At 66.8% G+C, this 21,760-nt stretch carries 18 protein-coding genes; 3 read left to right on the plus strand and 15 right to left on the minus strand.

What is annotated here, in order from left to right; all coding sequences use genetic code 11:
* From DFO65_RS04360 to DFO65_RS04375, 4 genes are all read right to left on the minus strand, one after another.
* Positions 1-2,002 (minus strand): acetoacetate--CoA ligase (locus DFO65_RS04360; RefSeq protein ID WP_113903220.1); only part of this gene is annotated, 2,002 nt, incomplete at its 3' end.
* A gap of 47 nt (positions 2,003-2,049) precedes the next feature.
* On the minus strand, positions 2,050-2,823 hold the full coding sequence (locus DFO65_RS04365) for a crotonase/enoyl-CoA hydratase family protein (RefSeq protein WP_113903221.1): 774 nt from the start codon (positions 2,821-2,823) through the stop codon (positions 2,050-2,052).
* A complete protein-coding gene (locus DFO65_RS04370; RefSeq protein WP_181778619.1) occupies positions 2,820-4,382 on the minus strand; it encodes an acyl-CoA synthetase in 1,563 nt (520 codons plus the stop codon). The genes DFO65_RS04365 and DFO65_RS04370 overlap by 4 nt, the downstream gene beginning before the upstream one ends.
* Positions 4,379-5,806 (minus strand): MFS transporter, encoded by a 1,428-nt coding sequence (locus DFO65_RS04375; protein WP_245940474.1) that lies wholly within the window; start codon positions 5,804-5,806, stop codon positions 4,379-4,381. The genes DFO65_RS04370 and DFO65_RS04375 overlap by 4 nt, the downstream gene beginning before the upstream one ends.
* A 146-nt stretch (positions 5,807-5,952) precedes the next feature.
* On the opposite strand from DFO65_RS04375, the gene DFO65_RS04380 reads away from it, so the two are divergent.
* Together DFO65_RS04380 and DFO65_RS04385 are read left to right on the plus strand one after the other, a co-directional pair.
* The gene (locus DFO65_RS04380) at positions 5,953-6,774 is read left to right on the plus strand and encodes a PaaX family transcriptional regulator (protein WP_113903223.1); all 822 of its coding nucleotides are present in this window, start codon (positions 5,953-5,955) and stop codon (positions 6,772-6,774) included.
* Between the two features lie 18 nt (positions 6,775-6,792).
* A complete protein-coding gene (locus DFO65_RS04385) occupies positions 6,793-7,431 on the plus strand; it encodes a DUF429 domain-containing protein (RefSeq protein ID WP_113903224.1) in 639 nt (212 codons plus the stop codon).
* Between the two features lie 5 nt (positions 7,432-7,436).
* Here the strand turns inward: DFO65_RS04385 and rraA are convergent, their stop codons facing one another.
* From rraA to DFO65_RS04430, 9 genes are all read right to left on the minus strand, one after another.
* Complete coding sequence (gene rraA / locus DFO65_RS04390; protein ID WP_113903225.1) at positions 7,437-7,904, minus strand: ribonuclease E activity regulator RraA; 468 nt, start codon at positions 7,902-7,904, stop codon at positions 7,437-7,439.
* A 421-nt stretch (positions 7,905-8,325) separates the two neighbouring features.
* A complete protein-coding gene (locus DFO65_RS04395) occupies positions 8,326-9,774 on the minus strand; it encodes an amino acid permease (RefSeq protein WP_245940475.1) in 1,449 nt (482 codons plus the stop codon).
* Positions 9,775-9,927: 153 nt separating this feature from the next.
* Positions 9,928-10,956 carry a sugar kinase gene (locus tag DFO65_RS04400; protein WP_113903578.1) on the minus strand — a complete coding sequence of 343 codons (1,029 nt, stop codon included), beginning with the start codon at positions 10,954-10,956 and terminating at the stop codon, positions 9,928-9,930.
* A complete protein-coding gene (locus DFO65_RS04405; protein WP_113903226.1) occupies positions 10,950-11,606 on the minus strand; it encodes a bifunctional 4-hydroxy-2-oxoglutarate aldolase/2-dehydro-3-deoxy-phosphogluconate aldolase in 657 nt (218 codons plus the stop codon). Before DFO65_RS04405 ends, DFO65_RS04400 begins: the two co-directional genes overlap by 7 nt.
* Before the next feature lie 14 nt (positions 11,607-11,620).
* A complete protein-coding gene (gene manD, locus DFO65_RS04410) occupies positions 11,621-12,865 on the minus strand; it encodes a D-mannonate dehydratase ManD (RefSeq protein ID WP_113903227.1) in 1,245 nt (414 codons plus the stop codon).
* On the minus strand, positions 12,862-14,265 hold the full coding sequence (locus DFO65_RS04415) for an MFS transporter (RefSeq protein WP_113903228.1): 1,404 nt from the start codon (positions 14,263-14,265) through the stop codon (positions 12,862-12,864). The genes manD and DFO65_RS04415 overlap by 4 nt, the downstream gene beginning before the upstream one ends.
* 55 nt (positions 14,266-14,320) lie before the next feature.
* Complete coding sequence (locus DFO65_RS04420) at positions 14,321-15,715, minus strand: MFS transporter (RefSeq protein WP_181778620.1); 1,395 nt, start codon at positions 15,713-15,715, stop codon at positions 14,321-14,323.
* 77 nt (positions 15,716-15,792) lie between these two features.
* Positions 15,793-16,812: an L-idonate 5-dehydrogenase gene (locus tag DFO65_RS04425; RefSeq protein WP_113903230.1), complete on the minus strand. Its 1,020-nt coding sequence runs from the start codon at positions 16,810-16,812 to the stop codon at positions 15,793-15,795.
* 26 nt (positions 16,813-16,838) lie between these two features.
* The gene (locus tag DFO65_RS04430) at positions 16,839-18,308 is read right to left on the minus strand and encodes a mannitol dehydrogenase family protein (protein ID WP_113903231.1); all 1,470 of its coding nucleotides are present in this window, start codon (positions 18,306-18,308) and stop codon (positions 16,839-16,841) included.
* 180 nt (positions 18,309-18,488) lie between these two features.
* Between DFO65_RS04430 and DFO65_RS04435 the strand changes: the two genes are divergently transcribed.
* Complete coding sequence (locus tag DFO65_RS04435) at positions 18,489-19,268, plus strand: IclR family transcriptional regulator (protein WP_113903232.1); 780 nt, start codon at positions 18,489-18,491, stop codon at positions 19,266-19,268.
* A gap of 67 nt (positions 19,269-19,335) precedes the next feature.
* Here the strand turns inward: DFO65_RS04435 and DFO65_RS04440 are convergent, their stop codons facing one another.
* Together DFO65_RS04440 and DFO65_RS04445 are read right to left on the minus strand one after the other, a co-directional pair.
* A complete protein-coding gene (locus tag DFO65_RS04440) occupies positions 19,336-20,016 on the minus strand; it encodes a response regulator (protein WP_113903233.1) in 681 nt (226 codons plus the stop codon).
* 101 nt (positions 20,017-20,117) lie between these two features.
* On the minus strand, positions 20,118-21,425 hold the full coding sequence (locus tag DFO65_RS04445) for a sensor histidine kinase (protein WP_428844215.1): 1,308 nt from the start codon (positions 21,423-21,425) through the stop codon (positions 20,118-20,120).
* Positions 21,426-21,760 lie beyond the last annotated feature (335 nt).

The following is a 21,760-nucleotide window of genomic DNA, read 5'->3' on the forward strand; positions in this document are numbered from 1 at the left end:
CGGCGCGGCGCCGGGCCGTGTAGTCGACGTACTCGTCGAGGGACTTCGGGTCGAGGAGGGCGCCGGGGCTGGCGACGGACTCCGGGTCGGCGCCCTGCACGATGCGTTTGACCGGGACCTCGAGCTTCTTGCCCGTGCGTCCGATCGGGATCCTCGTCACCGGCACGATCTCGTCGGGCGTGTGCCGTGGGGACAGGCGGGTCTTGAGCTGCCTGCGGATCGTCGTGGCGAGTTCGGGGGTGAGGTCGATCCCGTCCTCGCACCGGACGAAGAGCACGAGATCGCCCATCCCGCCCTCGGGATCCTCGAGGTGGATGACCAGGCTGTCGGCCACCTCGGGGAGGGTGTCGAGCACGGTGTAGAAGTCGGCGGTGCCCAGGCGGACCCCGCCCCGGTTGAGGGTGGCGTCGGAGCGGCCGGTGACGATGATCCCGCCATCGGAGCTGAACCTCGCCCAGTCGCCGTGCCTCCACACCCCCGGGTACTTGTCGAAGTAGGTCTGCTCGTAGCGGTCGTCCCCGCCCTCGCCCCAGAACGTCACGGGCATCGAGGGGACGGGCTCGGTGATGACGAGCTCACCGAGGGCGTCGCGGACCTCGCGGCCGTCCTCGTCGAAGGCGGTCGCCGCGAACCCCAGCGTAGGGCTCGACATCTCTCCGGCGTAGACGGGGGTGATCGGGGCGGCGTGGAGGATGCCGGTGCACACGTCGGTGCCGCCGCAGCCGACGTTGAGCAGGACCTCTGGCCCGAATTGCTCGAGCACCCATTCGAAGCCCTCCGCCGGCAGTGGGGAGCCGGCGACGCCGACCTGCTCCACTCTCGACAGGTCGAACTCCGCGGTGGGGGAGAACCCGGTCTTGCGGGCGGCCATGATCGCACCGGGGGAGATGCCGAGGAAGGTGGCGCGGGTCCGCGCGGCGATGCGCCACAGCTCCTTGGCGTCGGGATGATTGGGATTGCCGTCGATCATGACGATCCCGGACCCGAGCACGAGGGCTCCGACGAGGGCGTTCCACACCATCCAGGCCGTGGTGGAGAACCAGCAGAACTGGCTGCCGGGGCCGAGATCGAACTGGAGCCCGTGGCCCTTGAGGGTCTCGAGCAGGATTCCGCCGTGACTGTGGACGATGGCCTTGGGCCGGCCGGTGGTGCCGGAGGAGAAGAGGATGAACAGGGGATGGTCGAAGGGCACGGCGACGAAGTCGAGCTCGGCGGACTCCTCGCCCATGTCGCGGTAGTCGAGCACCTCGAGCGGATGATCGAGCCCGTGTCCGGCGGTCAGCGCCTCCCGCAGGCTGTCCGGGAGTTCGAACTCTCCGTAGTCGACGGCGATGACGCCGCTCAGGCTCGGCAGTGCGGCGACCACCTCGGCGAGTTCCGCGGAGCGGTCGATCGCCTTGTCCCCATACCGGTAGCCGGGCACAGCCAGCAGCACCGTCGGGTCGACCTGGGCGAAGCGATCGATGACGCTCTGGGTGCCGAACTCCGGGGCGCAGGCGGCCCAGATCGCGCCGAGGCTCGCCGTGGCGAGGAAGGCCACAAGGGCCTCGGGCTGGTTGGGCAGGTATCCGACGACGCGGTCGCCCGAGCCGACCCCGGCGGCGGCGAGGGCCGACCGGACGCGAGCGACTTCGGCCCGCAGCTCGGCGAAGGTCAGAGTGATGTCGTCGCGGGTCTGGGACACCGCGGTGACGGCCACGTCGCCGGCCTGCTCGGGGGAGCCGAAGGAGTGCTCGGCGTAGTTGAGGCTCGCCCCGGGGAACCACTTCGCGTGCGGCATGATCCGCTCCTCGAGCACCGCGGTGTGGGGAGTGTGGGACCTGACCCCGAAGTAGGTCCAGATCGATTCCCAGAAGTCCTCGATCTCGGTGACCGACCAGGCGTGGAGATCGTCCCAGCCGGAGAAGTCGTGACCGTGTTCGGTGTTGAGCCAGCGCAGGTAGTGTCCGATGCGACTGGTGTCGAGGGCGTCGGCGGGGACCTCGCGGAGGATGGTCGACATGAGTGCTCCTTGAGCGATGGTGGGATCAGTGGTGGGAGCGGGGCTGGTCAGCGGGTGACCTTGGCCCCGGTGCCGTCGAGGAAGGCGCGCATCAGGTCCTTGGCCTCGGTGCTCGACTGGGCGACCGTGGCCATCAGCGCCTCCATCATGTACCCCTCGTCCCGGCCGGATTCGACGATGCGCGGCAGCGCCTGGGTCACGGCGTAGTTCGTCACCGGGGAGTTGCCGGCGATCGTTCTCGCGAGCTCCTTCGCCCTGCCGGTGCCCTCGCCCGCGGCGACGAGGTAGTTGACGAGACCGAGGGATTCGGCCTCGGCGGCGGAGAAGGAGCGCCCGGTCAGCATCATGTCCTGGACCCGGGAGAGACCGATCAGCCGGGGCACCCGCACCGAGGCGCCGCCGCCGACGAAGAGACCACGCCGACCCTCGGGGAGGGCGAAGTAGGCGGTGTCCTCGGCGACGCGCAGGTGGGCGGCGCTGGCGAGTTCGAGTCCTCCGCCGATAACCGCTCCCTGGAGGACGGCGATGACGGGGATCGCGGAGTCGGTGATGGCGTTCATCGCCGCGTGCCACATCCGGGAGTGGTGGAGACCGGCAACGGCATCGCGGTCGCTGAGCTCGGACAGGTCGAGGCCGGCGCAGAAGTGATCGCCGACCGAGTTGAGGACGATGGCCGCGACCGCGGGAGGGCGGCGGAAGAAGTCGCCGAGCCCGATGACGGTGGCATCGTCGAGGGCGTTGCGCTTGTGGGGCCGGTCGAGGGTGAGGATCCCGATGTCGCCGTCGGTGTCGAAGTGCAGGGTGTCGGGGAGATCGGTCATCGCTCGTCCTTGGTCGTGTCTGTCTGGGTCGTCTCGGTGGTGCTGGTCGCGGCGGGGGTCGAATGGGCGCCGAGGGCGCCGGTGCGGCGCAGGGTCACCTTGTGCACCTTGCCGGAACCGGTGCGAGGGAGGGAGTCGACGATGTCGAAGTGCTTGGGCACCTTGTACTTCGCGAGTCGGGTCAGCAGGAAGGCGCGCAGGTCCTCGGGATCGGTGTCGGGTGCGGCGACGACGAACGCGTGTCCGACCTCGCCCCACCGCTCGTCGCCGGCGGCGACGACGGCGGCCTCGGTCACGGCAGGGTGCTCGAAGAGGACGGATTCCACCTCGGCGGGGTAGACGTTCTCGCCGCCGGAGATGAACATGTCCTTGAGCCGGTCGACGATGAAGAGGAACCCGTCCTCGTCGAGGTAGCCGACGTCCCCGGTGTGGAACCATCCGCCGGGGGAGAAGGCCTGGGCCGTGGCCTCGGGGTTGTTCCAGTAGCCGGAGGTGACGTTGGGTCCGCAGACGACGATCTCCCCGCGGATCCCGGCGGGGCAGGAGTTGCCGGCGGGATCCCGGACCTTGACCTCGGCGAAGGGCACCGCCCGGCCTGCCGACCCGGGCTTGTCGAGGGCGTACGCTGCGGGGAGGAACGTCGCTCCGGGGGCGGTCTCGGTCAGTCCGTAGCCCTGGCAGAACATGATGTTCCTGGCCTGATAGGCCTCGATCAGGGAGACGGGGATCGGGGCCCCGCCGGAGTTGACGAACCGCAGTGACGACAGGTCCGTGGTCTCCCACCGCGGCGAGTGGAGGAGGTCGGCGTACATCGTCGTGACCCCCGCCATCCAGGTCAGTCCCTCCGTCTCGATGGCGTCGAAGGCGCGATCGGCGTTCCACTTGGATTCGAGGAGAACTCGGGCCCCGCGCAGGTAACTGGTCAGCACCTGCTGATTGAGCCCGACGACGTGGAACAGCGGCGCGGCGACCAGGGTGACGTCGTCGGCGGTGAGGTCGGTGTTGAGAAGGAGGTTGAAGGAGTTCCACAGCAGGTTCGCGTGGGAGAGCACGGCCCCCTTGGGCCGACCGGTGGTACCGGAGGTGAAGAGGAGGAACGCGGCTTCGCTGCCCTCGACGTCCGCGGCGGGCACGGCCGGCACCCGCGCCGAGGTGGCCGCCGGGTCCCAGTGCACCGTCTCCTGAGCCACGGCCGCGGTGAGACCGGCGGCGGTCTCGGCCAGCTCGGGGGCGACGAAGAGGCGGGAGACCTCGGCGTTGGTGACCTGGTAGTCGAGTTCTGCCGCCGCCAGGCGCCAGTTGAGGGGGATGAAGATCATCCCGAGGCGCAGGCAGGCGAGCATGACCACGACGGCCGCGGGATGGTTGGGTCCGAGGTAGGCGACGCGGTCGCCTCGGCGCAGGCCCCGGGCCAGGAGGTCGGCGGCACAGGCGAGGGTGCGTTCGTGTATCTGCGTGTAGGAGTAGTCGACCCCGGTGAAGGTGATCGCGGTCTTCTCGTCGTAGTCTGTGGCCTGTCGTTCGGAGAGCCGGGCCAGGCTGGGATGGGTGAAGGTCACGGGAGGGCTCCATCGGTCGAGGCGGTTTTGGCGACATCCGTCGTCGCAGGGCTGTGCGTGCTCTTGCCTGTGGAACCACCTGTGACGTCGGAGAGGCTGCGGGTGCTGGTCTCGCCGAGCTTGAGGATGCACAGGACCGAGATCACGGCGAAGCCTGCGATCAAGAGGGAGAGAGGGATGGTGGTGTCTCCGCCATTGCTGCTCATGATGCCGGCGAAGAGAACCGGTGAGATGCCTGCCCCCATGCCGGCGAGCTGATACCCGAGGGAGGCGCCGGTGTAGCGGTGCTCGGTGTCGAACAACTCCGTGTACAGGCCGGCCAGCGGGCCGTAGATCATCGGATGGATGATGCCTCCGCCGACGACCATGCCGATCGCGATGAGCACCCCGGACCTCGTGTCGATGATGGGGAAGAGGACGAAGCCCCAGACCGCGATGAGCACCGCGCCGGCGATGACGAGAGGGCGCCGACCGATCGCATCGGAGACTCGTGACCAGACGAGAACGCCGATGATCGCGGTGAAGGAGGTGATCGACAGAGCGTTGAGGATCGTCTGCCGTTCGACGCCCACCTGCACACCGTAGGCGACCGAGTAGGTGGTGAGCAGGCCCTGGAAGATGAAGGCGGAGAGACCGACGCCGATGGAGAGGACGAGGGTGAGCGGCTGGCGGCGCAGCGTCGCGAAGATCGGGATCGTCGTGGGTGCTTCTGCCGAGGTCCGCTTCCGTTCCTGAGCCAGGAGGAACTCTGGGGACTCATCGACCTTGGCGCGGACGATCATGCCGACGACCAGGAGGAGGATCGACGCCAGGAAGGGCAGGCGCCAGCCCCACGCAATGAAGTCGTCGACGCCCATGACCGCCATGGTCACGGTGACGACGAGGGAAGAGGCCAATGTTCCGCTGGGGCCTCCGGCGTTCGTGAAGGAGGCCCAGAAACCGCGGTTCTTCGTCGAGTGCTCGGCGGACATGAGCACCGCACCGCCCCACTCGCCGCCGATGGCGACGCCCTGGGCGACGCGGATGAGGATGAGGAGGATCGGGGCGATGACCCCGGCCTGCTCATAGGTGGGCAAGAAGCCGATCGCCGTCGAGGAGATGCCCATGACGGTCATCGTGAGGACGAGCATCTTCTTACGGCCGAGCTTGTCGCCGAAGTGCCCGAACACGATGCCGCCGATGGGCCGGGCAAGATAGCCCGTGGCGAACGTCGCGAGGCTCGCCAGAGTTCCGACCAGGGGAGGGAGATTGGAGAAGAAGATGTCCTTGAATACAAGGGCGGCGCAGACCGAGTAGATGAAGAAGTCGTAGTACTCGATGACGCTGCCGAGATACGCCGAGGCGGCTGCTCGCTTGAGCATGGAGGGGGATTTCGTGGTCGCCATGAGGTCCTCGCTGATCGTGTGGCTGAAGTTGTCTGTCATCCGTGCGAACGGAAAGCCGGTGAGTCCGGGCCACGGTGACCGGACTCACGAACAATACTATGCAATTTCATGCCGGGTCGTCAACAGAATGCGATATAAAGATCGGCCGACGACGATCGTGCCAGATCGGGACCTAGAATCGGGTTATGACCGTCCACCCGCAGTCCCTGTTCCTCTCGCTTGCCGGCCAGCACCTGCTCGATGTTCAGCACCCGCTCAGCGGAGCCTCGATCGTCGAGGTGATGAGTGAGCTGGGTGTGGGGGCTTCGGCGGCACGCTCGGTGCTGCATCGGATGGGCGTCAAGGGGCTCATCGACCGGACCAAGCTCGGGCGTAGGACCTACTATTCGCTCTCGAAGCGCGGACGGAGCATCCTCGCCGAGGGGCGCGAGAAGATGTTCAAGGGCGGGGGTGGCGATGGCTGGGATGGGACCTGGACCCTTGTGCGCGTCCAGGTGCCCGAGGCCAAGCGAGCCCTGCGCCACCGGGTCTCGACGCGTCTGTCCTGGTGCGGTTACGGTCAGCTCGACGGCAGCACATGGGTGGCTCCGGGGCGACACGCCTTTCTGGAGTCGCTCGGCGACCTCGGTGACGAACTTGCCCCGGTTGTTCTCGTGGGGCGACCGCAGCCGCCGACGACCGACGAGCAGCTGGTCGCGGCTTTCGACATCGACGACCTCGCGAAGGCCTATCAGCGCTTCGGTGAGAAGTGGGACGGTCTCGACACCACCGTCCTGACGCCGCGCCAGTCACTGATCGCCCGGGTCGAACTCCATCACGACTGGCTCACACTCACTCGTACCGATCCGCAGCTGCCGATGGCCCTTCTGCCTCAGGGGTGGCCTGGCACGACCCAGGAACGGCTGTTCCGAGCCCTCGACGGCCGATTGACAGAGGCCGAGTCGAGCGTGCTCGACGCGTTCTTCGCCGGGGAGCTGCCCGCTGACGAGGATTCAGCAGGCGTCTGAGGCGCGGAGGGGTGCAGAGTGACTTTCGCAGGGATCGACCTTGCAGCTGAAGCCGACCGGACCGGGCTCGCGATCCTCGGTGAGGTCGGCTCCTCGTGTGTCATCGAGAGAGTTCACGTCGGGGTGGACGATGACGCCATCGTCGCAGAGTTCCTCGCCGCCGAATGTGTCGGCGTCGATATGCCCCTCGGGTGGCCGGTGAGCTTCGTCGACTTCGTCACCGCTCACACGAATGGAACTCTGCCGCGACCCGAGTCCTCCGGCCGCGAATGGCGAAAGAGCTTGGCGATGCGCACGACGGACCTGGTGGTGCGCCGTCGGACCGGAAGCACGCCGCTGAGCGTCTCCACCGATCGCATCGCTCGCGCGGCCATGCGGTCGGCACGAGTCGAGGCGCGGTTGCGCGATGCAGTGGTTCCGGTGGCGAGAGACGGTTCGGATCGCATCGTCGAGGTGTGCCCCGCGGCGGGCCTGAAATGCTGGTCGATGGTCAACCGCGGGTACAAGGGATCGGCGAATCTCATCCGCAGGTCGGAGCTGGTCGTCCGCGCGGCTGCAACCGGCGGATGTGAGCCTCCGCCGGAAGACCTGCGCGACGTCACTCGCCGAGAAGGATGGATCTGGCTTCCTCGCCCGGGCGGCACCGCGCGGGCATGATGGTGCTACTTGTCGACGACGACACCGTCGGCGTCGGCGAAGACCATTGCCCCGGGCCGGATCTCGGCCCCGCCGATGGTGACGGTGACGTCGACCTCTCCCTGGCCGGTCTTCCCGCTCTTGCGGGGGTTGCTGGCGAGCGCCTTGATGCCGAAGTCGAGGGTGGCGAGTTCTACCCGGTCGCGGACCGCGCCGTTGATGACGACTCCGGACCAGCCGTTCTCCATGGCGGTCCTCGCCACCATGTCGCCCATGAGGGCCGCGCCGATCGAGCCCTGGCCGTCGACGACGAGGACAGCACCGTCGCCTTCCTGGGCGACCAGCGATTTCACCAGGGCATTGTCCTCGAAGCAGCGGACGGTCCGCGCGGGTCCCGAGAAGGCGATCTTGCCCCCGAAGTCCGTGAAGTCCAGTGCGATGGAATCGAGCTCGGGACCTCGTTCGTCCCAGAGGTCTGCGGTTGACACGGTCATGGAACTCCCTTTCGAAGCAGCGACGTCACGATCGATGCTCGCATACTTCTTCGGCCTGTCACCAGGCCTCCAACACGACGCAGTGGCGGCCGATGGGTGAGAGACTGCCCCGTCACCTCGGCGCCGGTCGCGTGCTCGCGTCCGGAATGAGCGAATCCGAGGTCGATGAACTCCTGTCAGACCTCGGAGAGATCGACATGCAGTCGGGCATCCTAATTCCGGGCCTCGCTCGATGAGATCCGCGGCAGCGGGTTACCTCGTCGTCAGGAGCTGACGTGCCGCCGGCGTCACCTCGGTGGCGGCACCTGTGGTGAGCATCGAGGTCGACATATCGGAGCCGTCATCGTCTCGGGCACCGAAGCGGGCATTGACGAATCGGCGATCACCCGGGCAGTCTCCGAAGTGCGGCAGGCTGCGCGAGTCAGGGTGCGGCGACGTCCTGGCTCTGGCGCTGATCCATGGTGGGGGAGGTGTCGATGCCACGGGCGTTGAGCTTCTTCTTCACCAGCGGCCAGAACACGACGAGGGCGACTGTGGCGATGAGGCTCGTCGAGACCTGTGCCCGCCCGGTCTCGCCGAGGCACATGATGATGACGACCCCGAGCACGACGGCGATGAGGAAGAAATTGAGGATCGGGGTCATCCACGATCTGATCGGCAGGGCAGCGCGCTCCTCGGGAGTGAGCTTGACTCGCATCCGCCACTGGGCGAGGGCGATGAACACGTAGACGAAGAGCGCCACGAGGCCGCCGGAATTCATGATGAAGTCGAAGATGCCAGATGAAGGAACCGCGAAGTTCGCGACGACCGCGGCGAGAGCCCCGAGGCTGGAGGCGATGAGGGCGGCCACCGGGACGTTGTTCTTCGACCGCTTCGTGATGAAATGAGGTGCGTAGCCCTTGTCCGCGAGCGAGACGAACATGCGTGAGGCCGAGTAGAGTCCGGAATTGAGCACGGAGATGACGGCCGTGAAGAGGACGATCGTCATGATCTGCTCGGCGCCGGGCAGGCCGAAGAGTCCGTAGACGTAGGCGAACGGGGCGACATCGAGCGGGTCGGGGAGCTGGTTCCACGGGGTCGCCATGACGATGATGAGCACGGCGCCCACGAAGAAGAGCATGATGCGCCAGATCACGGTGACCGTCGCCTGATTGATGCCGCGGGCGGGATCGACGGATTCCGCGGCTGCCATGACCGCGATCTCAGTGCCGAAGTAGGAGAAGATCACCGTGGCCACCCCGATCATGACCGCGCTGTAGCCCATGGGGGCGAAGCCCCCGTGGGACCAGAGATTCGGAACGGCGAAGTCCGCGTCCGGCCACAGGCCGAAGGCGAAGAGCGCACCGACGACGAGGAAGACGACGATGGTGATGACCTTGATGCTGGCGAGCCAGAACTCGACCTCGCCGAAGACACGCACGGAGAGGATATTGGTGCCGATGAAGACGAGGACGAGGATCAGCGCCCAGAGCCATTCGGGAAGCACGGGGAACCAAGCGACCAGCAGTCCGCCGCCGACCACCGCTTCATAGGCGATGACTCCCACCCAGAAGTACCAGTACAGCCATCCGACGAGATAGGCGGCCCAGCCGCCCATGCTCTCATTCGCATACTCCATGAAGGATCCGACAGAGGGTTTGCGCGCGGACATCTCGCCGAGCATGCGCATGGCGAGGAACACGAGCACGCCGCCGATGAGGTAGGACAGGATCGCCGCCGGACCCGTCGAGCGGATCACATTGCCCGAGCCGACGAACAGGCTGGCGCCGATGATCCCGCCGAGGGTGATCATCGTGATGTGCCTGTTGCGGAGCTTCGCCTTGGTGACGACGGGCGCGCCGCCGTCCGCGTCTGATGACGAGGTGTGCATGGAGTTCTCTCTCTGCGTGTCGAGAGGATCCGCGCCGTCGGCGGCGGGCCGGTCGTGGCGAGGATCCTGTGGTTCGAAGTGTGATGACGAGATGGGATCTTACCCGTCTCGGGCCATGTCCGGAGTCGCTCCGACCGACCCGGACAGCTCCTTCTACCGCAGCACGGGATCCGTCCCGCCGGCGATGAACCCGTCCAGTTCCTCCGGCGTGGGGGAGGCCTCCCAGTCGCCCGGTATGGTGCACATCAACGCACCGCACGCGTTCGCTCGGGTCAGCTTCTGGTCGATCGGCCAATCCTGCACATCTCCGCTGAGGTATCCGGCGACGAAGGCGTCACCGGCACCCACCGTATCGACGACATCGACCGGATGGCCGGCAGCGATGAACGAGGAGCCGTCGAAGCAGCTGGTGGCGCCGAATGGTCCGCGCTTGACCACGACTTCGCGTCTCCCGTCGGGATCGAAGGTTCGCACGAGGCCGTCAATCCCCTCGTCGTCATCCTCCAGGTTCCTGGCTCGGGCGAGCAGGGACTCGAGAGTTTCGTTCGCCGTCCCGGGCGTCCTCGGGGAGACGAGTGCGATCTCCTCCGGTGACCCGAACACCAGATCCGCAGACGAGGCCAGTTCGCCGATGACCTCCGCCGCCTCATCCGCCGACGCGAGCGACGGCCGGTAGTTGATGTCAAGACTGATCCTGACCCCGGCGACGCGAGCACGTCGGGTGACGTCGAGGCAGGCGGCTCGAGCGGAGTCCGACAGCAGCGGAGTGATGCCGGTCAGGTGCACGAGGGAGGCGCTCTCGACCACCCCGGGTCCGACATCGGTCGGATTGAGGCGGGACCCGGCGGAGTTCGCACGGTAGTAGCTGACTCGGGAGGTCCCGCGGCCGCGGAACTCCTTGAGCATGAGCCCGGTCGGAGCATCCGGGTCGAGGGTGGCTCGGACGTCGACGCCCTCCCCGCGGATCTCGCGCACGACGCGGTTGCCCAGGGAGTCGTCGCCGACCCGACCGACCCACGACACGGGGACCCCGAGGCGGACGAGTCCGACGGCGACATTCGATTCGGCGCCGCCGATTCCCACTTGGGCGTGGGCCACGTGTGCGAAGGACCCCACATGTGAACCGGTGATGAGTCCCATCGTCTCACCGAGGGTGAGGACGGAACCGTCGCTCGTCAGCATCGGGAACGACTCCCCGTCCCCGTGCACACCTCGACGAACGCGCGCGTCCGCTCGGCCAGTTCACCGAGGTCGCCGCCCTTGAGGGCGTCTCCGAGCAGGGGACCGCCGACGCTCACCGCGGCCGCGCCTGCGGCCAGCCATTCGCGCGCAGAGTCGAGGTCCACCCCGCCCGAGGGCACGACGACCATGTCCGGGAACGGCCCGCGCAGGTCCTTGACGTAGCCGGCGCCGAGCCGGCCGGCCGGGAACACCTTGACCGCGGCAACCCCGCGGCTCCACGAGGAGAACAGTTCGCTGGGAGTGAATCCGCCGGGGATCAGCGGCACGGACCTGTCCAGGGCGCGGTCGATGACGGCAGGGTCGGTGACCGGAGTGACCAGGTACTTCGCACCCGCGGCGACCGCCTCGTTGACCTGCTCGGGCGTCGTGATCGTCCCGACCCCGAAGTCGACAGTTGGGCCGTGCTCGGTGATCAGCGTCGGAAGGAGAGCGAAGACGTCGGGCGTGGTCAGGGTCAGTTCGAAGCTCCTGACCCCGGCCTCGGCCATGGTGGCGATGACCGGGGGAAGGTCCTCGGCGCGCTGTCCGCGGAGGACGACGACGAGGCGGGATTCGGAGGTGTTTTCGGGAAGTGTCTGTCGGGTGGTCATCTTTGGTCCTTTGCTCACCAGTCGTGCAGGGAACCGTCGAGGAGACGGTTGACCGGCAGATACGCGGCGGTGTAGGGGTACTGGGCAGCGAGTTCCTCGTCGAGTTCGACGCCGAGGCCGGGAGTCTCACCGGGATGGAGGAACCCACGGTCGAAGGCGTATGAGGTCCTGAACACCTCGAGTGTCGTGTCGCTGTGGGGCATGTACTCTTGGATCCCGAAGTTGTGGATGGCCAGACCCAGATGCAGGGCCGCGGCCATGCCGATCGGGGAGATGTCGGTGGGACCGTGCATGCCCGAGCGGATCCCGTAGATGCCGGCGAAGTCGAGGAGCTTCTTCATCGCCGTGATCCCGCCGGTGTGCGTGACCGCCGATCGGACGTAGTCGATGAGGCGGTCGGTGATGAGGGTCTGGTAGTCGAAGACCGAGTTGAAGACCTCGCCGGTGGCCAGGGGAGTCGTCGAGTGCTGACGGATGAGGCGCACGGCTTCCTGGTCCTCGGCGGGGGTGGAGTCCTCGAGCCAGAACAGATCATAGGGCTCCAGCGACTTCGCCAGCCGTGCCGCCTCGATCGGCGAGAGCCTGTGATGTCCGTCGTGGAGGAGGCGCAGCCCGGGCCCGAACTCCTCCCGCACCTGGGCGAAGACCTGGGGGATGTGGTTGAGGTAGGCGTGGGTGTCCCAGTCCTCTTCCTGCGGCCGGGTCGCGGCTGCTCCGTCGACGCCGCGGTGAGCCGGTTCGTAATCGTACTTCTGGCCGGGCTTCGCGGTGGCCGAGACCCCGTACACGGAGTTGAGGCCGGGTACCCCGGTCTGGATCCGCACGGCGGTGTAGCCCTGGTCGACGTATCCGCGGATCGCGGCCGACAGCGCCGCGTAGTCGGACCCCGAGGCATGGGCGTAGACCCGCAGCCCGTCGCGGCTGGCTCCGCCGAGGAGCTGGTAGAGGGGCACGCCTGCGCGTTTGGCCTTGATGTCCCACAGAGCCATGTCGATCGCGGCGATCGCGGCCATGGTCACCGGGCCACGCCGCCAGTACGCTCCCCGGTAGAAGTACTGCCAGGTGTCCTCGATACGGTTCTCGTCGCGCCCGATGAGCGCGCTGACGAGGTGGTCGCCGAGGTAGGACGCGACGGAGAGCTCACGACCATTGAGCGTCGCATCGCCCCAGCCGACGAATCCGTCGTCCGTGGTGATCTTGAGGGTGACGAAGTTGCGTCCGGGACTGGTGACGATGACCTCGGCGTTCGAGATGCTCACAGTGGTCGCTTCCTTTCGTGGGATTCGGTGGTGTCTGTAAGAGATGACGTGTCGAGTTCGTGCTCATGGTTGTCGTCTGCTTGCCATTGAGCGTATTCCAGTCCATCACGGCGACTCGGAGCGGTCTCGGGGAGGAACTGGATCGCAACGATACTGATGATCACGAGTGCGGCAACATACAGTGCTGACCAGAGATAGGACCCGTTGCCGACGACGAGCAATGCGGTAGCAACAACCGTGAATGGTCCGCTCGCAAGCATCGCACCGAACTGCCACACCACGGATACTCCCGAGTATCGTGCCTGAGCGGGGAAGAGCTCGGGGAAGAACGATGCTTGCGGTGCATAGGTGCCGGCATGACCCAGGGCGAGGCCGGCCGCGAGCAACGCGGCGATCACTGCGAAGTTCTCTGTCTCGACAGCGAGAAACGCCGGCCAGATGAGGACGAGGTTGATTACGGCGGCTGCAAGGTAGACCGGTTTGCGGCCCACTTTGTCGGTGAGTCGGCCGAGCAGCGGAATAGCCACGATTTCGCAGATGATCGCCACGATTACGGCGTCAAGGATGATCTGCGAGTTGTATCCGGAATTGTTCGCATAAGCGACGAGGAATACGGTGTAGAACGGGAAGACCGCCGCCTCGACGAACTTGGTGAGCATGCCGCCGATGACTTCGCGTCGATTGCGGGTCATGATCACTTTGAGCGGTGCTTTGGTCGACTTCTGCTTCTTCTTGATGTTCTGGAAGGACTTCGATTCGGGTACTCGGCTGCGAATGTACAACCCGATTGCAACGACGAATATGCTCAGGAGGAAGGGAACACGCCACCCCCATTCCATGAAGGAGTCGTGGTCCATCGCACCCATCAGCCAGGCGAAGAGGACCGTCGGGATGAGGTAGGCGACGGGAGAGCCCAATTGGACGAAACTTGCGTAGAATCCTCGACGGTTCGGTGGAGAAGCTTCCGCGGTTAGCAGCACCGCTCCACCCTGTTCCCCGCCGACTCCGAATCCCTGGATAAGCCGCACAATGACGAGAATCACTGCTGCCCAGATCCCGATAGTGTCGTAGGTCGGCATCAGTCCAACGGCGAAAGTTCCCAGTCCGGTCAGCAGGAGAGTGAAGACCAGTGCTCGTTTACGCCCGATTCGATCGCCGATGTGTCCCCAGAAGAGACCTCCTAATGGGCGTGCGAAAAATCCGACTGCGTAGGTTGCGAAAGCGGCGAGAGTTCCGACCAACTGATCAGTTTCCGGGAAGAAGATCTCATTGAACGCAAGTGCGGAAGCAGTTCCATAGATGAAGAAATCGTAGTATTCGGCGATGGTGCCGACGACAGATGCACTGATTGTCCGTCGGAGATCCTTCGGCGTAATGGGTGATTCGACCTGGCTGGTCATGTCGTTTTCCTCTCTGAATCTGTCGCCTGTGACAGTTCTGGGCTGTATCGAAATTTCAGACCGCGTTGCGAGGATCGCGCAGGTCGCGGCCGGCCACCTCGGGCATGAGAAATGTGCCGATGAGCGGGCAGGCGGTGAAGAAGGCGAGCATCACGGCGACCGGGATCCACGATCCGGTGGTCGCGCCCACCCAGGCGGCGGCGAGGACGGGGCCGATGCCGGTGGCGATCATCGCCGCGATCTCCCGGATGATGCCGGTCGCGGTGTAGCGGTGACGGGATCCGAAGATCTCGGGCAGGGTGAGGTTCTCCAGCGATGCCAGGGCCATCACGGAGACGTTGTGCATGACGACGTAGCCGATGAGCACGGCGGGCATCTCGGCCCCGGCGATCGCCATCATCGTCGGCACGATGAGGATGAGCGAGATGATGCTCATCACCTGGTACATCCGGCGGCGGCCGAACCGGTCGCCGAGCGCACCGATGATCGGCACGGTGGCGAAGGCGAAGAGCGAGGACACGATGACGACGCTCGTGCCCACGGAGGCGGACATGGCGAGGGTGACGGTGATGAACGAGACCATGTAGGTCTGGAGGATGCCCGAGTTGCCGGCCTGGCCGAAGCGCAGGAGGAACGCGGGGACCATGGCCCGCCACTTGTTCTGGGACAGTGCTTCGAGCATCGCGGTGTCGTTCTCGGCTTCTGCCTTGGACCGGACCTCGTCCTTGGTCAGGGCGATGCCGTGCTCGACGTGGGTGCTGTCCTCGAACACCGGGCTCTCCTTGAGGCGCAGCCGGATCCACACGGCGAACAGGAGGATGAGGGCGCTGGCGAGGAACGGGATGCGCCAGCCCCAGCTGAGCAGCTGCTCCTCGGTGAGGACGGCGACGAGGATGCCCCAGATCGCCGAGGCGCCCAGTGTCCCGCAGTTGGTGCCGAGGGCGACGAGGGAGGCGATGATTCCGCGGCGGTTCTTCGGCGCGTACTCGGCGAGCATGACACCGGCGCCCGAGATCTCGGCTCCGGCGCCGAATCCCTGCACCAGGCGGAGGACGACGAGGAGGATGGGGGCGAGGATGCCGACCTGGTGAGCGGTGGGCAGGGCGCCGATGAGTGTGGTGGCACCGCCCATCAGGGCGATCGTGATGAAGAGGACCTTGGTCCGTCCCACCTTGTCGCCGAGGCGGCCGAAGTACCAGGCGCCCAGCGGCCGGGCCAGGTAGCCCACCGCGTAGGTGGCCATGGCGGAGACGACGGCCAGGGCCGGGCTCTCGCCGACGAAGAAGAGCTGCCCGAACACGAGCGCGGCGGCCAGCGAGTAGAGCTGGAAGTCCATGAACTCGAGGGCGGTTCCCAGCCATCCGGACATTGCGGCGCGCACGAGGTCCGTGGTGCTGCGCTTCGCGACGGCCGGATCGTCCATCGCGGGCTGATTGGTGGAAGCAGACATCATTGTTCCTTCAGTGATCGGTCGGCGCCTTCGTCGGCGCCGGTGAGCTTGGCAGTGCTGAGAACTGGTTCGGCCGGTCAGCCGGTGGGTTCCTCGAATTCGATGAGGACCTTTCCGGAGGCGGCCGAGTCCTTGGCGATTCCGAATGCGGATTCCGCCTCGGCGGCGGGGACGACGTGGGTGACGACCTGGCCGATCGCAGGCTCGGCAGCGAGCAGCTCGATCGCGTCGTCGATCTCGGTGGAGAAGCGGAAGCTGCCGCGCAGCTGGACCTCCTTCGACACGAGGGCGGCGAGATTGACGCTGATCGGGGCGTCGGCGAGCATCCCCACCTGGACGACCACGCCGGCCCTCGTCGCCGAGGTCACCGCCTGGGACAGCGAGGCCGGCGCGGCCGAGCATTCGAAGACGAGCGGGAACGAGGAGGTGGGAATCTCATCGGTGCCGATGAGAAAGGTCTCATGGGCGCCGAGGCCGCGGGCGCGGTCAAGCGCCGGCGTCTGGATGTCACCGACGGCGACGTGCTCCACCCCGCGGGCGACCAGGGCCGCGACGACGAGGAGCCCGACCGGCCCGGCGCCGAGGACGAGCGCCCGTCCGCCCAGCTGCTCTCCGGCGACGGTGAGCGCATGGAGGGCGACGCCGAGGGGCTCGGCCAGAGCCGCGTCGCGCAGTGACAGTCCTGCGGGCAGGGCGCGCAGCATGTGTTTGTCGACGATGAGGTACTCGGCGGCACCGCCCTGCCGGTGAGGCACGGTCGCGGCGCTGCCGAGGTAGTCCCCGCCCGGCCACAGATGCGGGTGCGAAGGGATCTCCTCGACGGGTTCACCAAAGCGGGCGGGGTGGACGGTCACCGGGGTGCCGACCGTCCACTCGCCGGACGGGTCGGTCACGACCGTGGCGGAGAGTTCATGACCGGGCGTGAAGGGCTCACGGATGAGGTTCTCGCCGTTCCTGCCGTGGAAGTAGTAGTGGAGGTCGGAGCCGCAGATGCCGACGAAGCGCACGCGCAGCAGGACCTCACCGTCGCCGGGTTCGGGAACGGCGCGGTCCTCGAGGCGCATGTCCTCGGCGCCGTGGATGAGTAGGGTCTTCATGGTCAGCTCCTGCGATCGTCTGCGGGTCAGTGGGCGGCGTCTGCGGTTGCTGCCGGCACGCCGTCGCGGGTGAGGACGGCGAGCAGCTCCGCCACCCGCTGTGTGAACGAGTCCTCGGCGGCGAGTTCGGCGGGGAAGAAGCCACCACCGAGGATCCGGCGGACATGGTCATCGGTCGTGACCGCGCCGCTGACCGCTTCCGCCAGGGCCTCCCTGGCAGGGTCGCGGATGTCGGCGGCGAGCGGGCCGGGGGTGAAGCCGAGGGGCGGCGCCACGCAGGCGATCCAGGCAGCCGTGCACAGCGCCAGGTGGTGGGGCATCCGTCCCTGTCGGAGGTGGAAGAGGGCTGCGTCCGGAATGCGCTGGAGGAGTTTGAGCGAACCATCGGAGCCGACCTGGGTGGTGGCATGGCCGATGAGCGGATTGCGCCAGCGGGCGTCGAGCTGGGCGACGTAGTCCGTGGCGTCGAAACCGGTCGGCAGCGTGAAGGTGGGAAGGTAGTCGTGTTCGATGCCGCCGAGCACTGCCGAGCGGACGCTGTCGAGGCTCCAGGAGGCGTCGATCGTCGCGGCGCCGGAGAGCACGCCGAGGTAGGCGATGAGGGAATGGGAGCCGTTGAGGAGGCGCAGTTTGACCATCTCGTACGCCTCGACCTCGTCGGTGAAGAGGGCCCCGGCCTGGTCCCAGGCGGGGCGTCCGGCGGCGAAGTCGTCCTCGAGCACCCACATCGTGAAGTCCTCGGCGGGGACGGGGGCCTGGTCCTCGACGCCGAGGAGCCCGGCGACGGCGGCGGTGTGCGAGGCGGTGGTCTTTGGCACGATCCGGTCCACCATCGCGTTGGGGAAGGACACCGACTTCTGCACGAAGTCGACGACATCCTGGGAGGCTCCAGCGGCATCGAGGTAATCGGTGACAGCGGCGCGGGTGACCTCACCGGCGGACTGGAGGTTGTCGCAGCTGAGGACCGTCATGGGTTCGCCGGATTCAACGCGGCGGGTGAGCCCGCGGGCGATCATCCCGATGGTCGACCTCGGAGTCTCGGCGGACTTGAGTTCGGCGGTGAGGGCGGGCGAGTCGACGGCGAGTCGACCGGTGACGGCGTCTCGGGTGTAGCCGGCCTCGGAGACGGTGAGGGTGACGATGCGGTGAGCGGGATCCGCGATGGCCGAGACCACGGCATCGGGATCCGCCGAGGCGATCCCCAGGTTGCGGTGGACATCGATGAGTCCCGCCTGAGCGCCGGATTCGGTGAGCTGGAGGATCGAGTAGAGGTTGTCCTGGGCGCGCAGTGGGGCGACGACCCGGTCCGAGGAGTTCGCGAAGCCGCGGATGCCCCAGTCGCCTCCGGCGGCCGCCATCGCCTGGGCGGTGTAGACCGCGGCGTGGGCGCGATGGAAGTTGCCCAGCCCGAGGTGGACGATTCCGGTGCGATCCGGGGCCGAAGCGCCGACGAGGGCGTCGAATGGTGCATTGGAGCGATTGAGCGCTGCTGTCATGACGTCGTTGGCTTCTCCCCGGAAAGGTCCGATCGATCTGCTATAATTTCGATATACGAAACGCACGTTTCAACGTGCAAAATGGACTGTACTCGCGTGGAGGCGAAGGCGCAAGGCCCTCGGGCCCGCCGGGCAGCGAAGGGAAGCGGAACGATGGCGACGACACGGAACAATGGCCGCATGACTGCAGATCCCTCTTCCCCACCGCCGGTGACGAGCCTCGACCGTGCTCTCGATGTTCTCGAGGCGGTGGCGTCCGCGGGTCCCGAGGGGATGGCGCTCGGCACCGTGGCCGCGCGGACCGGCATCAACAAGGGGTCGGTTCATCGCCTGATCAGCGGGTTGGTGCGGCGAGGGTACGTGGTTCAGAACGACGAGGATCGGACCTACGTCCTCGGTGAGGCCCCGCACCGGCTCGTCCGGTCCTTCAGCGCCGAGGCGAACCTCCCCGTGCTGTTCCGGCCTCTGCTCCTCGAACTCTCCCGGCGGACGGAGGAGCTCGTGCATCTGGGCACGCTCGACGGCCGGCGAGTCGTCTACCTCGACAAGATCGAGCCGGAGCGCTCCGTGCGCGTGTGGTCGCGGGTGGGCCGCCGGGTCCACATCGCCACCACGGCGCTGGGGCGAGCACTCACCGCCGCCGGACCGGACAGCGACTCGCTCATCGACAGTCTCGTCGCCGAGGCGGACCCCGATGGGCGGCAGCCCGATCTGGGATCGCGATTCAAGGCTGCCGTGGATCATGCCAGGCGGCGAGGCTGGGCGATCGAGAACCAGGAGAACGAGGCCGGCATCGCCTGCGTGGGCATCGCGCTGGTGTCGTCGACGTCGAGCGACGTCGCCATCAGCGTCACCGGGCCATCGGAGAGGATGACGGCCGAGCGCCTCGACGAGGTCGGTCGTCTGCTGCGTGAACTGGGGGAGCGGTTGGCACCGGAGGGCTACCGGGTCGCCGGGTGAGGCGCATCCTGTCCGTCGTCGCCGCGACCGAGCGTTCGATCATGACAGCGGGTCTTCGGCTACGGGCTCAACCGCTGACGATCTGCAGGCCCGACCTTTCGACGATCACTGCGATCCGCACGCGGTTGTTGGCATCGAGCTTCGCTCCGACCCGTGCGAGATGAGTCTTGACCGTGGCCTCGCTGGAATAGGTCGCCTCGGCGATCTCCCGGTTCGAGAGGCCCTGGGCCACGAGGACGGCGATCTCCCGTTCCCTGGCGGTGAGGGTCGCCGCGAGGTCGACCGCCTCACGGTGGGCACGACGGTCCTGTTTGGCGACGAATGATCTGATGATCCTCTGCGTCGCGCGGGGAGCGAGGATGTTCTCTCCGCGGTGAACGATTCTGATCGCCTCGGCGAGGTCCGTCGGTCCGACGTCCTTGAGCAGGAATCCCGACGCTCCCGCCTCCAGGGCCTGGAACAGGCAGTCGTCGGAGTCGAAGCTCGTCAGCGAGATGACCTTCGGCGCGCGCACACCGTTGACGATCCGCGCGGTGGCCTCGATCCCGCCGATGCCCGGCATGCGGACGTCCATGAGCACGACATCGGGAAAGTGGAGCGCGGTCTGCTCCAGCGCCCCTTCACCGTCGTGAGCACAGCCCACGATCTCGATGTCTTCGAATCCGGCCAGAATGGCCTGGATCCCGGTGAGGACCATGGAGTCGTCATCGACGAGGAGCACGCGGATCGAGGCGTTGGAGTGAGGCATGGGAGCAGACTACAGGAGGGCTATGACATGGCTTCGGAACTCCTTCCCACTTCTCCCTTCCGCCGCTCGACTGCAGGCCTATCGGTTGTCCATCGCTCCGATCATCTGTCTGTCTGACCGATCAGGTCCGTCCGACGGGGAAAGGGCGGGAAACGGACATCGACGATGAACTCGTGTCCCTGCGGACCGATCTCCGCGCTGCCGTCGAGCATGCGCGCCCTTTCCCTCATGCCTTCCAGTCCCGCGCCCATGCCCGTGCTCCCGAGTTCGCTGTCCTCGTCGACGCGCGGGTGGGCGTCGATGGGATTGGTCACGAGGACGCGAGCGCCTTGGTCGGCGGACACCGCGACGTCGAGTTCGACGGGTGCACCATGCGCGTGCTTCATCGCGTTGGTCAGGGCTTCCTGGACGATGCGGTAGACGGCCTGGTCGAGGACGGACGGGGCGCTCTCCACATCCTGCATGATCACCGTCGGATGCACCGCGGTGCCGGTCGCCTGGACAGACGCGATGAGCTGGGGGATCGACTTCATCGACGGGTGGACCGGGGGATTGGGTCTGCTGCGTTCGGTCTCGAGGGTTCCTTCCCGCACGCCGCCGACGATGTGCCGGAGGTCCTCGAGGCTCGCGTGCGCTTCCTGACGCATCGCCGAGGCGGTCGCCGCAACCTCATCTGCCGATCTCCCGCCGAGCTCGAGCGCCCCGCTGTGCAGGGAGATGACGGAGAGCCGATGAGACAGGGTGTCATGGAGTTCGCGGGCGAGGAGTTCACGTTCGGCCCGGCGTGCCAGTTCCGCCGTCAGAGATTCGTTCTTCTTCGTCTCCCGCTCGGCCACGGTTTCGATGGCCTTCATCCGTCGGGTTCGCCGGATCAGGAAACCGGCCCCGATGCTCACGACCAGTCCGATGACCCCGGCCAGCACGGTGACCACGACCATGCCGAACAGTGAGTCCTCCGATGGAATCGAGGCTTCGACAGCCGGAATCTGATTCGGGTCGGAGAGGTAGAGAAGCCCGAAAGGGTTGAGCGCAGCACTCTGCAGGCAGATTCGCAGCACGCCGGCGACGACGAGCGCGGAGCCGATCACTGCACACGTGACGGCTTGCCGGCGCGGTGCCCGGACGATGAGATGGAACATGCCGATGAGCAGGAGGAGGCTGTCGCACCAGGCAGCGGAGAGAACCGCGCCGATGACGAACGGCACCAGCGGCCAACGGCGGCGGACGAATACCGAGAGCCAGAGAACGCCGACGAGCAGGGCGAAGACGACTCCCAGCACAGTCAGTTCGCCCGCGTCGTCGAACGCCAAGGGGTTGGCGGTCAACGCCATCCACGAGGTGAGCGCGCCGATAGCGTAGATGACCGAGCCGACGATGAGGTCCACAATGACCTGCAACACACGCCGCATGCGACGAGGGCGCCCGGTCGACCGGAGGGTCGACGACATGGTCACGTCGGCCGACCGGGGCCCTGGCGACATGGGGGCGACGGTCGGACGCGGCGGGATCGGCGCCGATCGCTGCGTCGCATCGCGCGGAGGATGAAAGGGATGACTTGGCACACGTCGAATCGTAGTCGGGGGTTCTGACACGCGTAGTCACCCGATCGGCCAGTGCCACCCAGCCGGTCGGTTGCCGAAGTCCGACCGTTCGGTCGATGCCGGGCGACCACGATCGCGGAATGCTGAAGAGGTCAGTCAATGACTCGCCGCCGGCAATAGATTCGGCCACCAGATCACAGCAC

Origin of the sequence: Brevibacterium sanguinis, assembly GCF_003315415.1 — a bacterium.
Lineage (GTDB): Bacteria > Actinomycetota > Actinomycetes > Actinomycetales > Brevibacteriaceae > Brevibacterium > Brevibacterium celere_A.